The 16,564-nt window shown below is 69.6% G+C and carries 16 protein-coding genes and 2 tRNA genes; 4 read left to right on the top strand and 14 right to left on the bottom strand.

The annotated features are described in order from the left end of the window. The first annotated feature begins 84 nt into the window (after positions 1 to 84). Together OG844_RS33345 and OG844_RS33340 are read left to right on the top strand one after the other, a co-directional pair. A complete protein-coding gene (locus tag OG844_RS33345; protein ID WP_406395389.1) occupies positions 85 to 1,521 on the top strand; it encodes a hypothetical protein in 1,437 nt (478 codons plus the stop codon). Beyond that, positions 1,518 to 3,092, top strand: coding sequence for an NADH-ubiquinone oxidoreductase-F iron-sulfur binding region domain-containing protein (locus OG844_RS33340; protein WP_406395387.1), 1,575 nt, complete (start codon positions 1,518 to 1,520; stop codon positions 3,090 to 3,092). The genes OG844_RS33345 and OG844_RS33340 overlap by 4 nt, the downstream gene beginning before the upstream one ends. 77 nt (positions 3,093 to 3,169) lie before the next feature. Here the strand turns inward: OG844_RS33340 and OG844_RS33335 are convergent. The 9 genes from OG844_RS33335 to OG844_RS33295 all read right to left on the bottom strand — a co-directional run bounded on the left by OG844_RS33335 (position 3,170) and on the right by OG844_RS33295 (position 8,212). Then, positions 3,170 to 3,242 (bottom strand) — tRNA-Ala (locus OG844_RS33335). Positions 3,243 to 3,383: 141 nt separating this feature from the next. Next, positions 3,384 to 3,617 carry a hypothetical protein gene (locus OG844_RS33330; protein ID WP_329211167.1) on the bottom strand — a complete coding sequence of 78 codons (234 nt, stop codon included), beginning with the start codon at positions 3,615 to 3,617 and terminating at the stop codon, positions 3,384 to 3,386. A gap of 415 nt (positions 3,618 to 4,032) precedes the next feature. Continuing rightward, positions 4,033 to 4,105 (bottom strand) — tRNA-Ala (locus OG844_RS33325). A 139-nt stretch (positions 4,106 to 4,244) separates the two neighbouring features. Next, positions 4,245 to 4,898 carry a histidine phosphatase family protein gene (locus OG844_RS33320; protein WP_406396346.1) on the bottom strand — a complete coding sequence of 218 codons (654 nt, stop codon included), beginning with the start codon at positions 4,896 to 4,898 and terminating at the stop codon, positions 4,245 to 4,247. Further along, on the bottom strand, positions 4,895 to 5,326 hold the full coding sequence (gene rsfS, locus OG844_RS33315) for a ribosome silencing factor (protein ID WP_056785448.1): 432 nt from the start codon (positions 5,324 to 5,326) through the stop codon (positions 4,895 to 4,897). Before rsfS ends, OG844_RS33320 begins: the two co-directional genes overlap by 4 nt. 81 nt (positions 5,327 to 5,407) lie before the next feature. Continuing rightward, complete coding sequence (locus tag OG844_RS33310) at positions 5,408 to 7,135, bottom strand: LCP family protein (protein WP_406395384.1); 1,728 nt, start codon at positions 7,133 to 7,135, stop codon at positions 5,408 to 5,410. A gap of 19 nt (positions 7,136 to 7,154) precedes the next feature. Further along, positions 7,155 to 7,772, bottom strand: coding sequence for a nicotinate-nucleotide adenylyltransferase (gene nadD / locus OG844_RS33305; RefSeq protein WP_329211163.1), 618 nt, complete (start codon positions 7,770 to 7,772; stop codon positions 7,155 to 7,157). Between the two features lie 38 nt (positions 7,773 to 7,810). Further along, a complete protein-coding gene (locus OG844_RS33300) occupies positions 7,811 to 7,975 on the bottom strand; it encodes a hypothetical protein (RefSeq protein ID WP_189541543.1) in 165 nt (54 codons plus the stop codon). Between the two features lie 84 nt (positions 7,976 to 8,059). After that, the gene (locus OG844_RS33295) at positions 8,060 to 8,212 is read right to left on the bottom strand and encodes a hypothetical protein (protein WP_351178289.1); all 153 of its coding nucleotides are present in this window, start codon (positions 8,210 to 8,212) and stop codon (positions 8,060 to 8,062) included. 111 nt (positions 8,213 to 8,323) lie between these two features. Between OG844_RS33295 and OG844_RS33290 the strand changes: the two genes are divergently transcribed. Then, positions 8,324 to 9,472, top strand: a complete 1,149-nt coding sequence (locus OG844_RS33290; RefSeq protein ID WP_406395381.1) for a M48 family metallopeptidase — start codon at positions 8,324 to 8,326, stop codon at positions 9,470 to 9,472. On the opposite strand, the gene OG844_RS33285 is transcribed toward OG844_RS33290, so the two are convergent. From OG844_RS33285 to proB, 5 genes are all read right to left on the bottom strand, one after another. After that, positions 9,402 to 10,523, bottom strand: coding sequence for a hypothetical protein (locus OG844_RS33285; protein ID WP_406395379.1), 1,122 nt, complete (start codon positions 10,521 to 10,523; stop codon positions 9,402 to 9,404). The genes OG844_RS33290 and OG844_RS33285 overlap by 71 nt on opposite strands. Positions 10,524 to 11,079: 556 nt before the next feature. Further along, on the bottom strand, positions 11,080 to 11,679 hold the full coding sequence (locus OG844_RS33280; protein WP_406395378.1) for a hypothetical protein: 600 nt from the start codon (positions 11,677 to 11,679) through the stop codon (positions 11,080 to 11,082). A gap of 77 nt (positions 11,680 to 11,756) precedes the next feature. Next, entirely contained in the window at positions 11,757 to 13,040 is a 1,284-nt protein-coding gene (locus OG844_RS33275) for a glutamate-5-semialdehyde dehydrogenase (protein ID WP_406395377.1), read from the bottom strand. A gap of 97 nt (positions 13,041 to 13,137) precedes the next feature. Beyond that, the gene (locus OG844_RS33270; protein ID WP_406395375.1) at positions 13,138 to 13,623 is read right to left on the bottom strand and encodes a hypothetical protein; all 486 of its coding nucleotides are present in this window, start codon (positions 13,621 to 13,623) and stop codon (positions 13,138 to 13,140) included. A gap of 129 nt (positions 13,624 to 13,752) precedes the next feature. Further along, entirely contained in the window at positions 13,753 to 14,871 is a 1,119-nt protein-coding gene (proB, locus tag OG844_RS33265) for a glutamate 5-kinase (protein ID WP_406395373.1), read from the bottom strand. Between the two features lie 248 nt (positions 14,872 to 15,119). Between proB and OG844_RS33260 the strand changes: the two genes are divergently transcribed. Continuing rightward, positions 15,120 to 16,544: a polysaccharide pyruvyl transferase family protein gene (locus OG844_RS33260; protein WP_406395372.1), complete on the top strand. Its 1,425-nt coding sequence runs from the start codon at positions 15,120 to 15,122 to the stop codon at positions 16,542 to 16,544. The last annotated feature ends 20 nt before the right edge of the window (positions 16,545 to 16,564 follow it).

The raw sequence follows: 16,564 nt of genomic DNA, 5'->3' as shown, positions 1-16,564 counted from the left end.
AGCATGCGGCAACGGGACCGCTTTGCCGAACCATTCGGAGTCGCCCCCATGAAGCCTCATCGCAGGATCCGCTCATCACCCTCAATGAGCAGCAGCCCAGGACTGAGCCGCCCGGTGCAGGGCGGACTGACCGTCGCCGCGCTGGTGCTCCTCCCTCTGCTCGCCGTCGCAGGGAGCGACGGCTTCCGCGCCGGACTCGACTTCACGACCGGTGTCCTGACGCTGGTGTCGCTCACTGCTGCGGTCGCCTGGGGCCTGCTGGCCACCGACCGGATTTTCCTCTCGACCCGTCAGCGGCTGATCGGCCAGGGCATCCACCGGGCCGCCGCTGTCACCTCGCTCGGCTTCCTCCTGCTCCACGGCACCGTGAAGGTCTCGCTCGGGCATGTGGAACTGATCGGTGCCCTCATACCCTTCGGCCTCGGCGTGAGCGGCACGGCCGGACTCATCGGCTTCGGCTCGCTGGCCGGCCTGCTGATGATCGTCGCAGCGGCAACCGGTGCCATGCGCAGCGCCTTCGCCACCCCAGGGAAGATCGCCGGCCGCTGGCGTGCGCTGCACGCGCTCGCCTATCCGGCCTGGTGCTCCGCACTGTTGCACGGTCTGTACGCCGGTCGTCAGGCTGCGACCTGGGTCGTCGTCATGTACAGCCTCTGCCTGCTCGCTGTGGCCGCCGCACTGTGCCTACGGCTGCTGCCCGCCCCGACCAAACGTCTGATCACCAATCTGGTCACCACCCTGATCAGCCCCGACGGCCCTCCCCAGGAACCCGACCCGGTGATACGCAATTCCCCGCTCCCCGGCGCGGAGAACCTGCCTCGGCAGTCGCGCGAGGGACAGCGGCGACAGGGGCTGCCGCCCGAGGCGCCCGGGTGGGGGGACGACCGCGAGGTGCGCGGCACCCCCGTCCGTCCCCGTACGCTCGCCGCCCCCTCCCCGCCCCTGTACGAGGCACCGCAGTACGGGGCTACGCCGGACGAGACCCTTTTGTACGAAGCCCCGCCGCGCAGCTCCGAGCGGCTCGGTCCGGGCCTCGACGCCACAACGGCGGCAGGGGCGACAGCGGGACCGGGACCCGGGCCGGGCATCTCCGCCGCCTATCGCGCCGTCTCCCGGCCGCCCGAGCCCTCGCAGGAACGTGCGGCCGACGGCCTCTGGCCCGCACCGTCCCCCGCGCCCCCCGCGCAGGCGCTCAGGCCTCCCTACGGCCCCGACCCCTCTTACGATCCCGAGCACGCCTACGCGCGCACCCAGGAGTCCACGGAGTACGTCACACCCTCGCCCACCGAAACCGCCTACGCCACGCCCTCGTACACCGAAACCGCCTACGCCACACCCTTGTACACCGAAACCGCCTACGCCTACCCCGATGCCACTTCGACCGGCTACGTCCCCACGGTCGACCCGTCCGGATACGACGGCAGTGGCGCCCGGGGCAACGCTGACACCGAACAGCTGCCAGGGCTCTATCCGCCTCCCGCAGGAGAGCCCTGGCACGCACCCGCAGGAGACCGACCGTGAATGTCCCCCTCCCCGATGTACCCGAGGTCCGTGTAGTCGGCCTTCCCCAGCTGACGACCGGCTTCGACCTGGTCGAGCGGATCGATCTCGCCATGCACCTGAAGGTGCACGGCCCGCTCGAACCGATGAACGGCGAGCGCCTTGCCGAACTGGCCGAGGCCATCTCCCTGCGCGGCCGTGGCGGCGCAGGTTTCCCGTTCGGCAAGAAGCTCCGCGCCGTGGCGAAGGCCTCCATCCGGCGTGGAGTGCGGCCTGTCGTCGTGATCAACGGCAGTGAGGGCGAGCCCGCCTGCCGCAAGGACACCGTCCTGCTCAACCGCGCACCGCATCTCATCCTCGACGGCGCCCTCCTCGCGGCGGAGGCACTCGGCGCGCGCACCCTGGTCGTCGCCGTCACCCGCAACTCCACGGAGATCTCCATCCGCGCCGCCCTGGCGGAGCGCGGGCTGTCGGACCGGCGGGGACAGCACCTGCGCGCCCGGGTCGTTCGCACCCCGGAGCGCATGGTCTCGGGTGAGGCCTCCGCGGTCATCCGGGCGGTGAACGGTGGCCCCGCACTGCCGCCGGGCCGCCGGGAGCGCGCGGCGGAGTCCGGAGTGGCCGGCGCCCCGACCCTGCTCTCGAACGCGGAGACGTACGCACAGCTCGCAGTCGCGGCCCGGATAGGCTCCCGCCGCTACGGGCACACCGGCCTGCCCGACGAGCCCGGCACGGTCCTGCTCACCGTCTCCGGGGCCGTGGCGCGCCCCATGGTCATCGAGGTGCCCACCGGAGTGCCCCTGCGGTACGTCCTGCAGCTGGCCGGTGCGCCGCCGCTGCCCCAGGGCGTGCTCACCGGTGGCTATCACGGCAACTGGATCGATGCGAACGCCTCGCACGACGCCGTCGTCTCCCGGGCGTCCCTGGCTGCGGCGGGGGGTGCGCTCGGCGCGGGGGCCATCCTGCCGATCGGCCCGGAGACCTGCCCTATCGGCGAGTCGCTGCGCATCGCGAACTGGCTGGCGGCCGAAACGGCGGGCCAGTGCGGGCCGTGCAAGCTGGGGCTGCCGGCCGCTGCCGGCGGACTCTCCGACGTGCTCAACGGCGGTGGACCTGCCGCCCTCGAGGCGCTGCGGGAGGTGACTCAGGCAGTGAAGGGCCGGGGGGCGTGCAAGCATCCGGACGGCTCGGCGCGCTTCCTGGCGTCAACCCTGTCCGCGTTCACGGACGACCTCGCGGCGCATGTCCTCGGCGGCGGCTGCGGACGCGAGACGCTCGGGGTGTTGCCCCTGCCCGCTCCCGGTTACGAGGACCTGGAGGAGTCGATTCCGAGCGGCGAGAAGCTGGCGGTCGACTGGACGCTCTGCCGTGGCCACGGACTGTGTGCGGACATCGTGCCCGAACTGATCAGACTCGGTCCCGACGGCTACCCCGCGCTCGCGGACACGGCCGTTCCCATGCATCTGCGGGGCCGCGCCCAGCGCGCCGTACGGCGATGCCCGGAGCTCGCCCTCCGCATCGAGCAGGCCCCTGCCGAACGTCCGGCGCTCCCGAGCGCCCAGCGGAAGGCCCTGGGCAGCGGACGCAGTTGATCCGGAGCCCCACCCCACCGCTTGCGGCGCACAACAAGAAGCGGTCCATCCGATTCGGATGGACCGCTTCTTCACTGTGGAGCTAAGGAGAATTGAACTCCTGACCTCCTGCATGCCATGCAGGCGCTCTACCAACTGAGCTATAGCCCCTCGCTTATCGCCCGGTTCCCCCGGCGACATCGAGAACATTACACGGTCCCCCCGGCCCTTCACCAAATCGTTTCCGGTCTGCCCCGATTTGCCCGACCGGGGAGGCCCTGACCAGCGAGAGGTCCGGCCACTCGGACCTCGTCAGGCAGTGGCGAAGGAGTAGAACCGCTTGAGGGTGCAGTGCTCCTCCAGGAGCCGTCCGTAGATGGGCTCCCCCTCCAGCTCCCGGTACGTCTCGATGGGGTCGCCTTTTATGATCAGCGCCCGCGCGCACTCCTCGCACCAGTACTGGAACTCCGAATTGACCGGATCCATGTCCCTGACGATGGGCGTACCGCTGCCGCACCAGTCGCACTTCCGCCTGTGTGCACCCATCGGTCAGCTCCGACTGTGGCCGCAGGCCGTGCGCGCGTGGGGGGCCTCTTGCGGGGCCTCCGGGCCGGGGGGCGCCTTGGAGGTAAGGGGCAGGTCCGGGACCTGTACGCGGCTCGCAGGCATCGCGCTCCCTCCCGATCGGTCCATCGCCCCCTCCGGCGGTCCGATTCTGCCATGGCCCCGCAAGGGGGTCAGCCCGCCGACCGCCGGACTGCCTGTATAAGCCGTACGGAACCGGCCATCGCGCCCGCGAAGAAGGCTTGAATACGTTCCCGCGGGGAGAAGGAGGGATGGGGAGGGCGCTCCGGCCCTCAGGACGGCAGCTCTGCCACGCCCCGGACCCGCCCGACCGACCGCACGACCGACGGCACGACAAAGGATCCCGTCCCCTACTGGGGACGGGATCCTGTGATTGTGGAGCTAAGGAGAATTGAACTCCTGACCTCCTGCATGCCATGCAGGCGCTCTACCAACTGAGCTATAGCCCCGCTGTTCGCTGTGTTTCCCTGCGTTTCCGCGCTGCGAACAAGAAGAACTTTAGCCTGCGACCAGCCGGAAAGTGAAATCCGGCCCCCGCGGGCCGGAGACACCCTCCGGCGCGGCCCGGAGACACCCTCCGGACACCCGCTAATCGTCGTCGCCGAGCACCGGTTCGGGGAGTGTCCCGGCGTTGTGCTCAAGCAGTCGCCAGCCCCTCGCACCTTCGCCGAGCACGGACCAGCAACAGTTGGAGAGCCCGCCGAGCCCTTCCCAGTGGTACGCCTCCAGACCGAGCAGCCTGCCGATCGTCGTCCGGATCGTGCCCCCGTGGCTCACCACGACGAGCGTGCCACCATCAGGCAGCTTGGCGGCGTGCTCCAGGACGACCGGAGCAGCCCGGTCGGCGACCTCGGTCTCCAGTTCGCCACCGCCCCGGCGCACGGGTTCCCCGCGCTTCCAGGCGGCGTACTGCTCGCCGTTCCGGCCGACGATCTCCTCATGGGTGAGACCCTGCCAGGCGCCCGCATACGTCTCGCGCAGTGCGGAATCGTGTGCGACTTCGAGGCCGGTGATCGAGGCCAGCTCGGCAGCCGTGGCCGCTGCCCGCTGCAGGTCCGAGGCCACGATGGCGTCAGGCTTCAGCGAGGCGAGCAGCCGGGCGGCCCTATGGGCCTGTCCGACGCCGACCTCGGTGAGCTCGATGTCCGTGGAGCCCTGGAAACGGCGCTCCAGGTTCCACGCCGTCTGGCCGTGCCGCCAAAGGACGATCCTGCGGCCTCTGCCGCCCGTGCTGCCGTTCAGCTCTGCTCACCTTCCGTGACACCGTGGAGCTGGGCGTGCTCCTCGGCCTTACCTCGGGTCTTGAGGGCGTCCTCGGGGAGGGCGATCTCGGGGCAGTCCTTCCACAGACGCTCGAGCGCGTAGAAGACGCGCTCCTCGCTGTGCTGGACATGGATCACGATGTCGACGTAGTCGAGGAGGATCCAGCGGGCGTCGCGGTCGCCCTCGCGGCGTACCGGCTTGGCGCCGAGCTCCTTCTGCAGTCGCTCCTCGATCTCGTCGACGATCGACTTGACCTGGCGGTCGTTGGGAGCCGAGGCCAGCAGGAAGGCGTCGGTGATCGACAGCACGTCGCTGACGTCGTAGGCGATGATGTCGTGCGCGAGCCGGTCGGCTGCCGCCTGGGCGGCAGCGTTGATGAGCTCGATGGAGCGGTCCGTGGCGGTCACATGCAGGCTTTCGTCGGCGGTCAGATCAACCTCTAGGGTCTCACGGACCGCCGACAGCCCTTACGACGTTTACGCCGGGTGCTACTTGATCTTGTAGTTCTGGCCGAGCACGACGGACACGTCGGCATTCGCCGCGGGCTTGCCCTGCTTCACCGAGCTCGTCGGCAGACCCAGGGTCTTGGCGACCTCGACCGCCTTCGCCTTGTCCTCGGCGGCCCGGTAGACGACCTGGGACGACGCCGCGGCGCCTGCCTTCCCGCCGTCGACGAACGCGTATCCGCCGTTGACCAGCTGGACTCTGGCGAATTCCGTGCCGTCCGCGTTGCCCGTGGCGTTCTTGACTCCGACCCGTACCGCCGCGCCCTGGTCCGGGGCCTTCACGGTGCCGCCCAGGATGTCCTTGACGACGCTCTCCGTCGCCTTGTCCGTGAGGGTGCCGTCGTCCTGGACCGGGAGCAGCGCAGTCTTGTAGTCGCCCACCTTGGCGTGCCCCGCGAGTTTCGCCAGCGAGGCGCCCAGGTCCTGCTCGGGCAGCGACGGGTCGAGGATCTGCGCGAGGGTCTCCACGGTGACCGTGGCGGCCTTGGGGTCCTCGGACATCTTGCGCAGAACACTGCGCATGACCTGTCCGAACCGCAGCAGCTGCTTCGCCTCCGGCTCACCGGGACCCCGGTAGGTGGCGTACACGACGGCCATCTGGCCGCTCAGCGTCTGCGCCTCGCCCTTCCGCACGAGCGGCGACGCGCCCTTCTTCACATCGGGTACGTCGATGTCGGTATCGACCTCGATGTTGCCCACGAGCTCGACGAGGTTCTCCAGGTACGGGGTGTCGAGCCGCCAGGTGCCACTGATCTTGGTGCCGAGCAGGGTGTCGATCGCCTCGCGCGTGCCGGTGGACCCGTCGTCGTCGACGGACTTGCCGAGCGTGGTCGTGGACCCGTCGTCGGTGGCTACGGAGAGCGAGTTGGGAAGCAGGACCGTGGTGCCCTGCTTGGTGGTGACGTTGTCGACGAGCAGCGCCGTGGAGGTGCCGCCCTTCTTGGTGTTGTGCAGATGGACGACGATGACGTCCCGCTGCTGCGGGCCCGTCGCCGTGGTGTTCTGCTTGTCCTGGTCCGAGAGGCCTGGGATCTTGCCGGCGTACCAGAGGTAGCCGACCCCGCCGACGCCCACGAGGACCATGACGACTATCAGCGCGACGATCCTCTTGCGCCCGCGGCGACGTGCTTCCTCGCGCCGTTCGCTGCGGCTCTCGGTGAATTTCAGCCAGTCGATGACGTCTTCGGAGTCCTCGTCGGGCTCCTCGATGAACGAGAACTGCTCGGTGCGGTAGTCGCGGTCGGCGCGGCGCTGCTCGGGCACGACGGGCTCGGGCGCCGGCTCGGGCGCACGCCGGGGCTCGGGCTCCGGTGGTGCGGCCATCGGGGCGCTCTGGGGCTGCGGGGCGTTCCACTGCTGGGTGGAGTCGTCGACGGCGGGCTGCCGGCCGGTGTCGTAGCCGTAGCTCCCGTAGCCGCCCTCGTAGTCGTAGCCCTGCTGCTGGGGCTGCTGGGGCTGCTGGGCATACGGGTCGTACTCCTGCGTACCCGCGTACGGGTCGTAGCCGTAACCCTGGCCGGCCCCGTAAGCCTGCTGCGTCTGGGCCTGCTGCGTCTGCCCGTCCTGCTGGGCTTGCTGGGCCTGCTGGGCATACGGGTCGTACGGCTGCTGCCCCTGCTGCTGGTAGACCGGCTGCCCGTACTCGTCGTAGCCGATGATCTGCGGCTGCTGTTGGTAGTACGGGTCGTACGGGTTCTGTCGGTCGTTCACCGGTGCCCCTCTCCGTGGCTCATTCGCCGCGGTACAGCTGGCGCTTGTCGATGTAGCGGACCACACCGTCCGGCACCAGGTACCAGACAGGATCCCCCTGCTGGACCCTCGCTCGGCAGTCTGTGGACGAGATCGCCAGCGCGGGTACCTCCACGAGCGAGACGCCACCCTCGGGCAGTCCGTCGTCCGTGAGGACATGACCCGGCCGGGTCACACCGATGAAGTGGGAGAGCGAGAAGAGCTCTTCCGCGTCACGCCAGGTGAGGATCTGGGACAGCGCGTCGGCGCCGGTGATGAAGAAGAGGTCCGCGTCGCCGTGGACCGCACGCAGGTCCCGAAGCGTATCGATGGTGTACGTCGGTCCGCCACGGTCGATGTCACTGCGGCTGACCGAGAACTGCGGGTTGGACGCCGTGGCGATGACCGTCATCAGGTAGCGGTCCTCTGCCGGGGACACGTTCTTGTGGCTCTTCTGCCACGGCTGCCCCGTCGGGACGAAGATCACCTCGTCGAGGTGGAAATGGGCGGCCACTTCACTGGCCGCCACCAGGTGTCCGTGGTGGATCGGGTCAAACGTCCCGCCCATCACGCCGAGTCGGCGCTTGCCGCGGCCGGTAGGCACTTCCTGCTCTCCCATGCGTGCAGACCCTACTGGCACAGCTGTTCGCCTCTGCCTCAGCGGTCTCGGTTGAAGCGGGTCGTGATCCACAGAAGCAGCATGAGCGCGACGAACGCACCGCCGCCGGTGAGGTACGGGCTGAGGCTTTCGTGGTTGCCACCCTGCTCGCCACCTTCGGAGGCGAGGGTGACCAGCTGGTGCGCGGTGCTCGTGAGGCTCATCTTCGGCAGGACCTATCGATCGGGAGTCGGAAGGAAGACGTCGCGGACATCGTATGCGGGCGCCACGGGCACGCTCACGCCGACTCAGTCGTTGTTGTCGTCGTTGCGGTATCCGCGCAGCAGGAACCAGGCGAGCAGGGCAGCTCCGACGAGCGAGACGAGCAGCACGACGCGGAGCGTATTGCCGGGTCCCTGGTCCTCGGATGCGGCAGCGAGCACTGCGACGGTGTACGGCATTTCGGGCGCTCCTCAAAGTTATCCACAGCCCCCCGCACACCGTAGCGCCAGCGCCTACGCTGGGTTTTGTCAGGGGGACGAGCGACGTCTCGTACTAAGCAGGGGGAATCCATGACCGACAACAGTCACGAGAGCGTGCCGAGCAGGCAGCGCAGGCGATTCCCGGGTATCTCCTCCCGGGCGTACGAACACCCGGCGGACCGCTCGGCCCTGGTGGCCCTGCGCAAGCTGAGCGGTTTCGACACCGTGTTCAAGGCGCTCAGCGGACTGCTCCCGGAGCGCAGTCTGCGGCTGCTCTTCCTGTCGGACTCCGTCCGGGTGAGCGACGCACAGTTCACCCACCTCAACGACATGCTGCGGGACGCCTGTTACATCCTGGACCTGGAGAAGGTCCCGCCCATGTACGTCAATCAGGACCCGCAGCCGAACGCCATGTGCATCGGTCTCGACGAGCCGATCATCGTCGTGACGACGGGCCTGGTGGAGCTGCTCGACGAGGAGGAGATGCGGGCGGTCGTGGGCCACGAGGTGGGCCACGCGCTCTCCGGTCACGCGGTGTACCGGACGATACTTCTCTTCCTGACCGGCCTTGCTCTCAAGGTGGCCTGGATCCCGCTCGGCAACGTCGCGATCATGGCGATCGTGACGGCGCTGCGCGAGTGGTTCCGCAAGTCGGAGCTGTCCGCGGACCGGGCCGGACTTCTGGTCGGGCAGGACCAGCAGGCGTCGATGCGCGGCCTGATGAAGATCGCGGGCGGCAATCACCTCCACGAGATGAACGTGGATGCCTTCCTCGCCCAGGCCGACGAGTACGAGAAGGGCGGCGATCTGCGCGACTCCGTGCTCAAGATCCTCAATGTGCTGCCCCGCTCGCACCCCTTCACCACGGTGCGGGCGGCCGAGCTGAAGAAGTGGTCGGAGACCCGCGAGTACCAGCGGATCATGGACGGCCACTACCCCAAGCGCGAAGAGGACAAGGACACCTCGGTGACGGATTCCTTCCGGGAGTCCGCATCGCACTACGCGGACACGGTGCGCACCAGCAAGGACCCGCTGATGAAGCTCGTCGGTGACATCGCGGGCGGTGCGGGTGACCTGGGGGGCAAGCTTCGGGACAAGTTCACCGGGGCGAGTGGCGGGAGCAACGGCAGTGGGGCCGCGGGCAAGGGCGGAGCCCCGTCCTCGGACTCTACGGACGGCTCCGGTGGGACTTGGAGGCGTCCGGACCCGGAAGAGGGCTCGGAGCCGGCGGGGAGCTGACCTCCAGGGTGCCGCACAGCGCCGCGGTGGGCAGGCCCGTGGCATACGGGTCCGTACCGGCCGGGCCCCGGGTGTCGGCACGCTGGCCGGCGAACAGCGGACGCAATGCGCCTGCCGCATCGGCGGAACACGCCTGCGGGCCGGCCTGGACGTAGGCGCTCCGCACCTCCAGCCGGTGCAGCCGGAGGTCTTCCCGGTCCACGAAGAAGTGCATCTCGCGCCGCACGGTGAACAGTGACGCGCCGTCCGCTCGGTGGCGGCCGGATACGGCCGGGCGCAGGGCGTACGTGAAGGTGTGGTCGGACACCACCTCCAGGGTGTCCGACCCCGCCTCCGCGTAGGAGAGCGTGCCCTGGACCCGTATCTCCGGGTCCGCGAGCTCCACCTCTGCCGGGTCGAAGCGCACGAGCCAGCCCGTCGCCATGTGCTGGCCGTCCCCGTCGGGTGCGTTCATGCTCCTGTCGAACTGGGGCGTCTGGTCCGGGTCGATCAGCCGTCCGACCGGCCGCACGATTCCACCGGTCAGCACATCGGGGTCGAGCGAGGATTCCACCAGGTAGTCCTTGACCGTGATCAGGGCTGTCGTCACCTGGCTGTCCGAGAAGTTCTTCGTCCGCCGGACCGCCGGCAGGTTGATGCCGGCCGCGCCGCTCCGGAATCCCACTGCCGGACCGGTGGCGAAGAGCGTGTCAGGGGTCCCGCCGGGCACGGCGCCCCGGGGAGCGAGAGGGATCAGAGTCGTCCGCAACGGCTCGGCATGCCTGCCCGCGGGCGTCGGATAGGGGTCGCGGAAGCCGACGTAGACCGCGGCGGCGAAAGCAAGCGCGATGAGCACGACGAGGGCGACAGCGGCCCTGGAGTGCCGGCGGCCGGCGCGGCCGGGCAGGGAACGCACGGCGCGGGCGTGTTCGCCCATCCGTTCCTGGGCGGAGAACTCCTGCAGACGGGCAGCACGGACAAACGATTCGTCGAAGACGAGGGAGCGGTACTCGTCCTCGCCGCTCGAGGAGTTCTCGGGCGGACCTTCCGGCGGTTCTCCGCGGCCTGTCATGACTTCTCCCGATCTCCACGCCACCGGCGAGGGCGGGCGCTGGGGCCCACCTCAGCCGATAGGCACCGGGCCGACCTGTCCGTCACGGGTTCGACGCAGGGATGAGCGAGGGGCCCTCTCCCCGGGGACGGGGACGGGGGAGGGGGAGGGATCACGGGGTCATACCTTCAGATTGGGTCGATCGTCATCAAGGTAAACGCCGTGCAGGTGGGAGCGCAGTCGGGGAGACCCGCGGTTACGCCACCGGGTTACGCCTTCGGCGGCCCCACCGGATTACCCCACCCGCGTGACGCCGGCCGCTGCGCCCCGGAGACCGTGTCGCGGGAGCCGATGCGCCGGAGGCCGCGCGGTCTGCCCCGCGGTCCGCCTCGGGCCTGCTCGCCGGCCCGCCCCATCGCCCGGTGCCCACGCCCATCCGCCACCGCTCGGCGCCGTCGTCCGCTCATGACGCGCATCCGCGGCTGACTGCTCCCGCCCGTGTGCAACGGCGTGCGTCACGCCCGTACGTCACGCCTGTGTGCGACGGCGGGCATATAGGTGGGCGCAACGACCTACATCACGGCGTGCGTGGGATCGCGGAGACCGCCGGGCGGGAGTAGTCGGCCGAGGCGGAGGGGCCGACGCCGGGCTTGTCGACCCCGCTCGTCACCGGCGGCGGGATCTGGTCCTGACGGTTGCCCGCAGCACCACGGTAGACGGCACTCAAGGCCAGTGCGACCATGCCGATCCCCATCAGCACGGCCAGCATCCACGCGACCGGCCGGTGCCAGCGCGCCGCACCCCGGTAGGGGCGCAGAGCCCCGCCGTGACGCCCGTAGGGGCCGCTCTCGTCCTCGTAATCACCGTCGGGGCCGTCCAGGTCACGCGACTCCCCGAAGGCCCGCTCACGGCTGTACAGGCCGTCCGGCCCGTAGCCGTCGTCATGGAGGTCGTCGTCCATGGTGCCGCCGCGCGAACGCCACCCGGCCGCCTCGGCCTCGGCACGGGCCTCCGCGGCGGCGAGCAGACGCTCCACGGCAGTGGGTTCGTGGATCTCGGCGGACTGGACGAAGTCCTCGTCGAACACCACGGAGGCGAAGTCCTCGTCCGCGCCCCCGCGGTCGTCGTCGGGCTCCCAACCGTCCGGGAACGGCCTGCCCCCCACGTCGTCCGGCACAGCTTCAGCGTAGCCCCGGCGGGGCGTTTTGGGCAGAGAGCCCACACATTCGACCGCCCCGCCCGGGGTGTACCGGGTTACCGGATGTGGCCGTCGCCGGTGACGATGTACTTCGTCGAGGTCAGCTCCGGCAGCCCCATCGGCCCGCGGGCGTGCAGCTTCTGCGTGGAGATGCCGATCTCCGCGCCGAAACCGAACTGCCCGCCGTCCGTGAAGCGCGTGGAGGCGTTCACGGCGACCGTCGTGGAATCCACCAACTGGGTGAACCGGCGGGCCGCTGCCTGTGACGTGGTCACGATGGCCTCGGTGTGGCCCGAGGACCAGAGCCGGATGTGCGCCACTGCCGCCTCCAGCGAGTCCACGACGGCCGCCGCGATGTCGTACGAGAGGTACTCGGTCTCCCAGTCCTCCGGCGTCGCCGCGACGACGGTGGCCTTGGAACCTTCCGCGTACTCCAGCACCCGTTCGTCACCGTGCACGGTGACCCCGGACTCGGCCAGCGCCTCCAGGGCCCGCGGCAGGAAGTCCGCGGCGACGTCCTGGTGGACCAGGAGCGTCTCCGCGGAGTTGCAGACGCTGGGGCGCTGAGCCTTGGAGTTGATCAGAATGTCGACGGCCATGTCGAGGTCCGTCTGCGCGTCCACGTACACGTGGCAGTTGCCTGTGCCGGTCTCGATGACGGGGACGGTGGACTCCTCCACGACCGTACGGATCAGAGAGGCGCCGCCCCGCGGGATCAGCACGTCGACCAGGCCGCGGGCGCGCATCAGCTCGCGGACCGAATCGCGGTTCTCCCCGGGAACCAGCTGCACCGCGTCGGCCGGGAGGCCCGACCCGCCCACGGCGTCGCGCAGTACCCGTACGAGGGCGGTGTTGGAGGCGTACGCGGAGGACGATCCGCGCAGCAGCACGGCGTTCCCGGACTTCAGGCAGAGGGCGGCGGCGTCGACCGTCACATTGGGCCGGGCCTCGTAGATGATGCCGACGACGCCGAGCGGTACCCGCACCTGGCGGAGGTCGATGCCGTTGGGGAGGGTGGATCCGCGTACCACTTCGCCGACCGGGTCGGGCAGGGCCGCCACATCGCGCACATCGGCGGCGATCGCGCGGATCCGCTCAGGGGTGAGGCTGAGCCGGTCGACGATCGACTCGCTCGTACCGGCCTCGCGTGCGCGCTCGACGTCCTCGGCGTTGGCCGCGACGATCTCGCTGGTACGCACCTCGAGCGCGTCCGCGATCGCCAGCAGGGCATCGTCCTTCGCCGAGCGCGGCAGCGGGGCGATGTCGGCGGCGGCGGCGCGTGCCCGGTAGGCGGCCTTGGCGACCGGGGACATGTTGTCGTACGGCGAAAGCGTGGTCATGCCCGCAGGGTAGTGCGCACACTGCGGGCATCCGTCACGTATCCCGTGATGCGAGACAAGCACGCCGGTACCTGTGCACCCTGCAACGTACGCCCGGTCAGTACGGGTGCACCCCGACCGGGGCCGCCGGTGGCGGGCCGTAGCCCTCGGCGATGCGCTGGTGGTACGTCTCCCGGTCGATGACCTCCAGGCCGACGATCTCCCATGGCGGAAGCCTGGCGCTCGATCGGTGTTCACCCCACAGGCGCAGCGCGACCGCCGCCGCGTCGTGCAGGTCGCGCGCCTCTTCCCAGTAGCGGATCTCCGCATGGTCGTTGGCGTACCGGCTGGTCAGCAGAAACGGGTGGTCGTGGGCCAGCTGCTCCAGGCCGCGTCTGACCTCCTTCAGCGGGGTCTCGCTGCCGGAGACGCTGAGGGTGATGTGCCACAGCTTCGACTGGGTCCGCTCCTCCTCCGTCACCGCCGGTTCCTGCTCGAGGGTCTGGTCGCTGCGCGGACCGCCGAAATCGGCCCCCGCTCCGACGCTGGTCAGGGCGCGGCTGCCCGTTCCGCGGGGCAGCGCCCCCGGGCGCGCTCGTCTCACCGGCGGCCTCCTGTGAATGTGTAGCTGTGCTGACCCCTTGTATCCCCGTGACAAAGTTGACCAGCCCGGGGCCGGGTGTGGGGCGGTTTTGGTGAAGGTCTCTGCCCGAAGGCTGGACTTTCAGCCGTTTCAGGGGGTGAGGCGGGGCGCGAGGACGACGAGATCGTCCCTGTGTACGACCTCGCGCTCGTACGAGGGGCCGAGCTCCCGTGCCAGGTCGCGGGTGGAGCGGCCGAGCAGCTGGGGGATCTCCTTGGCGTCGAAGTTGACGAGCCCCCGGGCGACGGCGCGGCCGCCGGAATCCCGCAGCTCCACCGGATCCCCTGCGGAGAACTCGCCCTCCACCGCGGAGATGCCGGCCGGCAGCAGAGAAGTGCGGCGCTCCACGACGGCCTCGACGGCTCCGTCGTCCAGGGTCAGCGCGCCCAGCGGGGTGGACGCGTGGGCCAGCCAGAGAAGCCGGTCGGCCGAGCGGCGTCCGGTGCGGTGGAAGTACGTGCCGGTGTCGCGGCCGGCGAGGGCGTCCGCGACCCGGCTCGCGGAGGTGAGGACGACGGGGACCCCGGCGGCGGTGGCGATCTGCGCGGCCTCGACCTTGGTGACCATGCCGCCGGTGCCGACGCCGGCCTTGCCCGCGCTGCCGATCGTGACGCCTTCCAGATCCGCGGGACCGCTCACCTCGGCGATGCGGGAGGTGCCGGGGGTACTGGGGTCCCCGTCGTAGAGGCCGTCCACGTCGGAGAGGAGGACGAGGAGGTCGGCATGGACGAGATGGGCGACGAGCGCGGCGAGCCTGTCGTTGTCGCCGAACCGGATCTCGTCGGTGGCCACGGTGTCGTTCTCGTTGACGACGGGGAACGCGCCCATCTCCAGGAGCTGGTCGAGCGTGCTGTACGCGTTGCGGTAGTGGGCGCGCCGGCTCGTGTCGTCGGCGGTGAGGAGCACCTGGCCGACGCGTACGCCGTAGCGGGCGAAGGACGCCGTGTAGCGGGCGACGAGCAGGCCCTGCCCTACGCTGGCCGCGGCCTGCTGGCGGGCCAGGTCCTTGGGTCTGCGGACGAGTCCGAGGGGGGCGAGTCCGGCCGCGATGGCTCCGCTGGAGACCAGGACGATCTCGCGCTCCCCGCCGCTCCTGACCTTGGCGAGTACGTCGACGAGGGCATCGACCCGGTCGGCGTCGAGACCGCCGGACGCCGTGGTGAGCGAGGAGGATCCGACCTTGACCACGATCCTGCGGGCGTCGGTCACGCCCGGCCTCCGCCCCGCGCCGTCCCCGGAGGGTGTGCGGAGTGCGCCTTCGGTATCCCTTGCCCCTGACACGTACGCCCGTCCCCATCACGTCGTCCTGCTCGGTGACCACAATCTACGCGAGGAGGCCTGAGTGGCGCTGTGCCGTCTCAGGGCCGACGGACCTCTCGGTGACGCCCTGTGACATGCCACCGAAGTGAGCCATTTACGTAATCTCCACCGGTCATTCATCGGGCTACGCTTTACACGTGACAGATGAACCTTCCCGCAAGAGGCGCATTCTTCTCAGATCGGGCAAAAGCCCCTTCGATGTGGCCTCGCTCGAACAATCCCTCCACAGAGATGTCTTCGCGACCAACGCGGGCAACTTGATCTTCAGCGACGCGGCGCACAAGATTCTGACGACTCCGCGGGCAGAGGTGTTCTCCAACGGAATCCGTACGGACCCGTCGGCGGCCGAGCGCATAAACGAGGAGTACGACGCATTCGTCGTGCCTCTCGCCAATGCCTTCCGCCCGACCTTCGAGCGGCCGCTGAAGCGGATGACGCAGCTGATCAAGAAGCTGCGCATTCCCGTCGTCGTTCTGGGTGTCGGGGCGCAGGCCTCCCTCACCTACGACGCGTCCCGGCTGAAGCCGATGGAGCCGACCGTCAGGGAATTCGTCACAGAAGTACTCAACCGCAGCGCGTCCATCGGTGTGCGCGGCGAGTTCACCGAGCAGTACCTCAAGGACATGGGATTCCGGGACGTCGAAGTCATCGGCTGCCCCTCCATGTTCCTGAACGGCGACACGTTCCGGGTCGAGAAGAAGACCGAGGCGCTGACCGCGGATTCCCTGATCTCGGTGAACGGCTCGCACAGCGCCGTACGCGCGCACGGCCTGGACGCCATCATCCGGCAGGCGCACGAGCGCTATCCGCACCTGCGGTTCATCGGGCAGAACCTGCTCGAGGCCCAACTGCTGCACTGGCGGGAGACGTCGAACCCCATCGGCGCCCAGACCTCGATGCCGACCCACCCGTCCCACCCCATGTACCGCGAGGGCAAGGTCAGGCTCTACGTCGACCCGGTCACCTGGATCGACGAACTGCGCGCGTACGACTTCTCGTTCGGCTCCCGCATCCACGGGAACATCTCTGCGCTGCTGGCCGGCGTGCCGAGCACCGTGCTCTGCAGCGACTCCCGCACCCTCGAGCTGTGCAGGTACTTCGGCATCCCGCACCGCAAGATCACCGACACCCCCAAGGACATCGACCCCGCCGATCTGTACGCGGCGGCCGATTTCGGTGAGCTCGTGAACGGTCACAAGGAACGCTTCCTCCGCTTCACCGGATTCATGGAGAGGAACGGCCTGGAGAACACCTTCACCCACGGCGACGGCGGCGCGGCATTCGACGCGCAGCTGGGCAAGCTCTCCTTCCCGCCTGCCGTGCGCCCCTGGATCGACAGTGATCCGGAGTCGCTGAGCGGCCGGTTCAGCTGGATGCAGAGCCGCATGGAGGAACTCACCGCGCAGAACACCATGTTGAGGAGCCAGCTCGACAGGAAGAGCGGCCCCGTCAGCATCAAGGTGCAGGCGGGTGACGGTGCGGCCGCCCGGCCGTCGGCCTACCGGCGCGCCCGACGCGTGGTGGGCCGTCCCGTCAGGAAGCTGCTGCGCCCCGAGCAGTAACGGAAGGAAGTCCACTGTCG

The organism is Streptomyces sp. NBC_00887, assembly GCF_045207585.1.
This window is presented reverse-complemented; position numbering and strand designations above follow the sequence as displayed.

Excerpts from the sequence above, each read along its gene's own strand:
- OG844_RS33345 (WP_406395389.1), top strand. The coding sequence starts at position 85 with ATGAGCAGCAGCCCAGGACTGAGCCGCCCGGTGCAGGGCGGACTGACC.
- OG844_RS33330 (WP_329211167.1), bottom strand. The coding sequence starts at position 3,617 with ATGGGTGCACACAGGCGGAAGTGCGACTGGTGCGGCAGCGGTACGCCC.
- nadD (WP_329211163.1), bottom strand. The coding sequence starts at position 7,772 with ATGGGAGAGCAGGAAGTGCCTACCGGCCGCGGCAAGCGCCGACTCGGC.
- OG844_RS33300 (WP_189541543.1), bottom strand. The coding sequence starts at position 7,975 with ATGAGCCTCACGAGCACCGCGCACCAGCTGGTCACCCTCGCCTCCGAA.
- OG844_RS33295 (WP_351178289.1), bottom strand. The coding sequence starts at position 8,212 with ATGCCGTACACCGTCGCAGTGCTCGCTGCCGCATCCGAGGACCAGGGA.
- OG844_RS33290 (WP_406395381.1), top strand. The coding sequence starts at position 8,324 with ATGACCGACAACAGTCACGAGAGCGTGCCGAGCAGGCAGCGCAGGCGA.
- OG844_RS33285 (WP_406395379.1), bottom strand. The coding sequence starts at position 10,523 with ATGACAGGCCGCGGAGAACCGCCGGAAGGTCCGCCCGAGAACTCCTCG.
- OG844_RS33275 (WP_406395377.1), bottom strand. The coding sequence starts at position 13,040 with ATGACCACGCTTTCGCCGTACGACAACATGTCCCCGGTCGCCAAGGCC.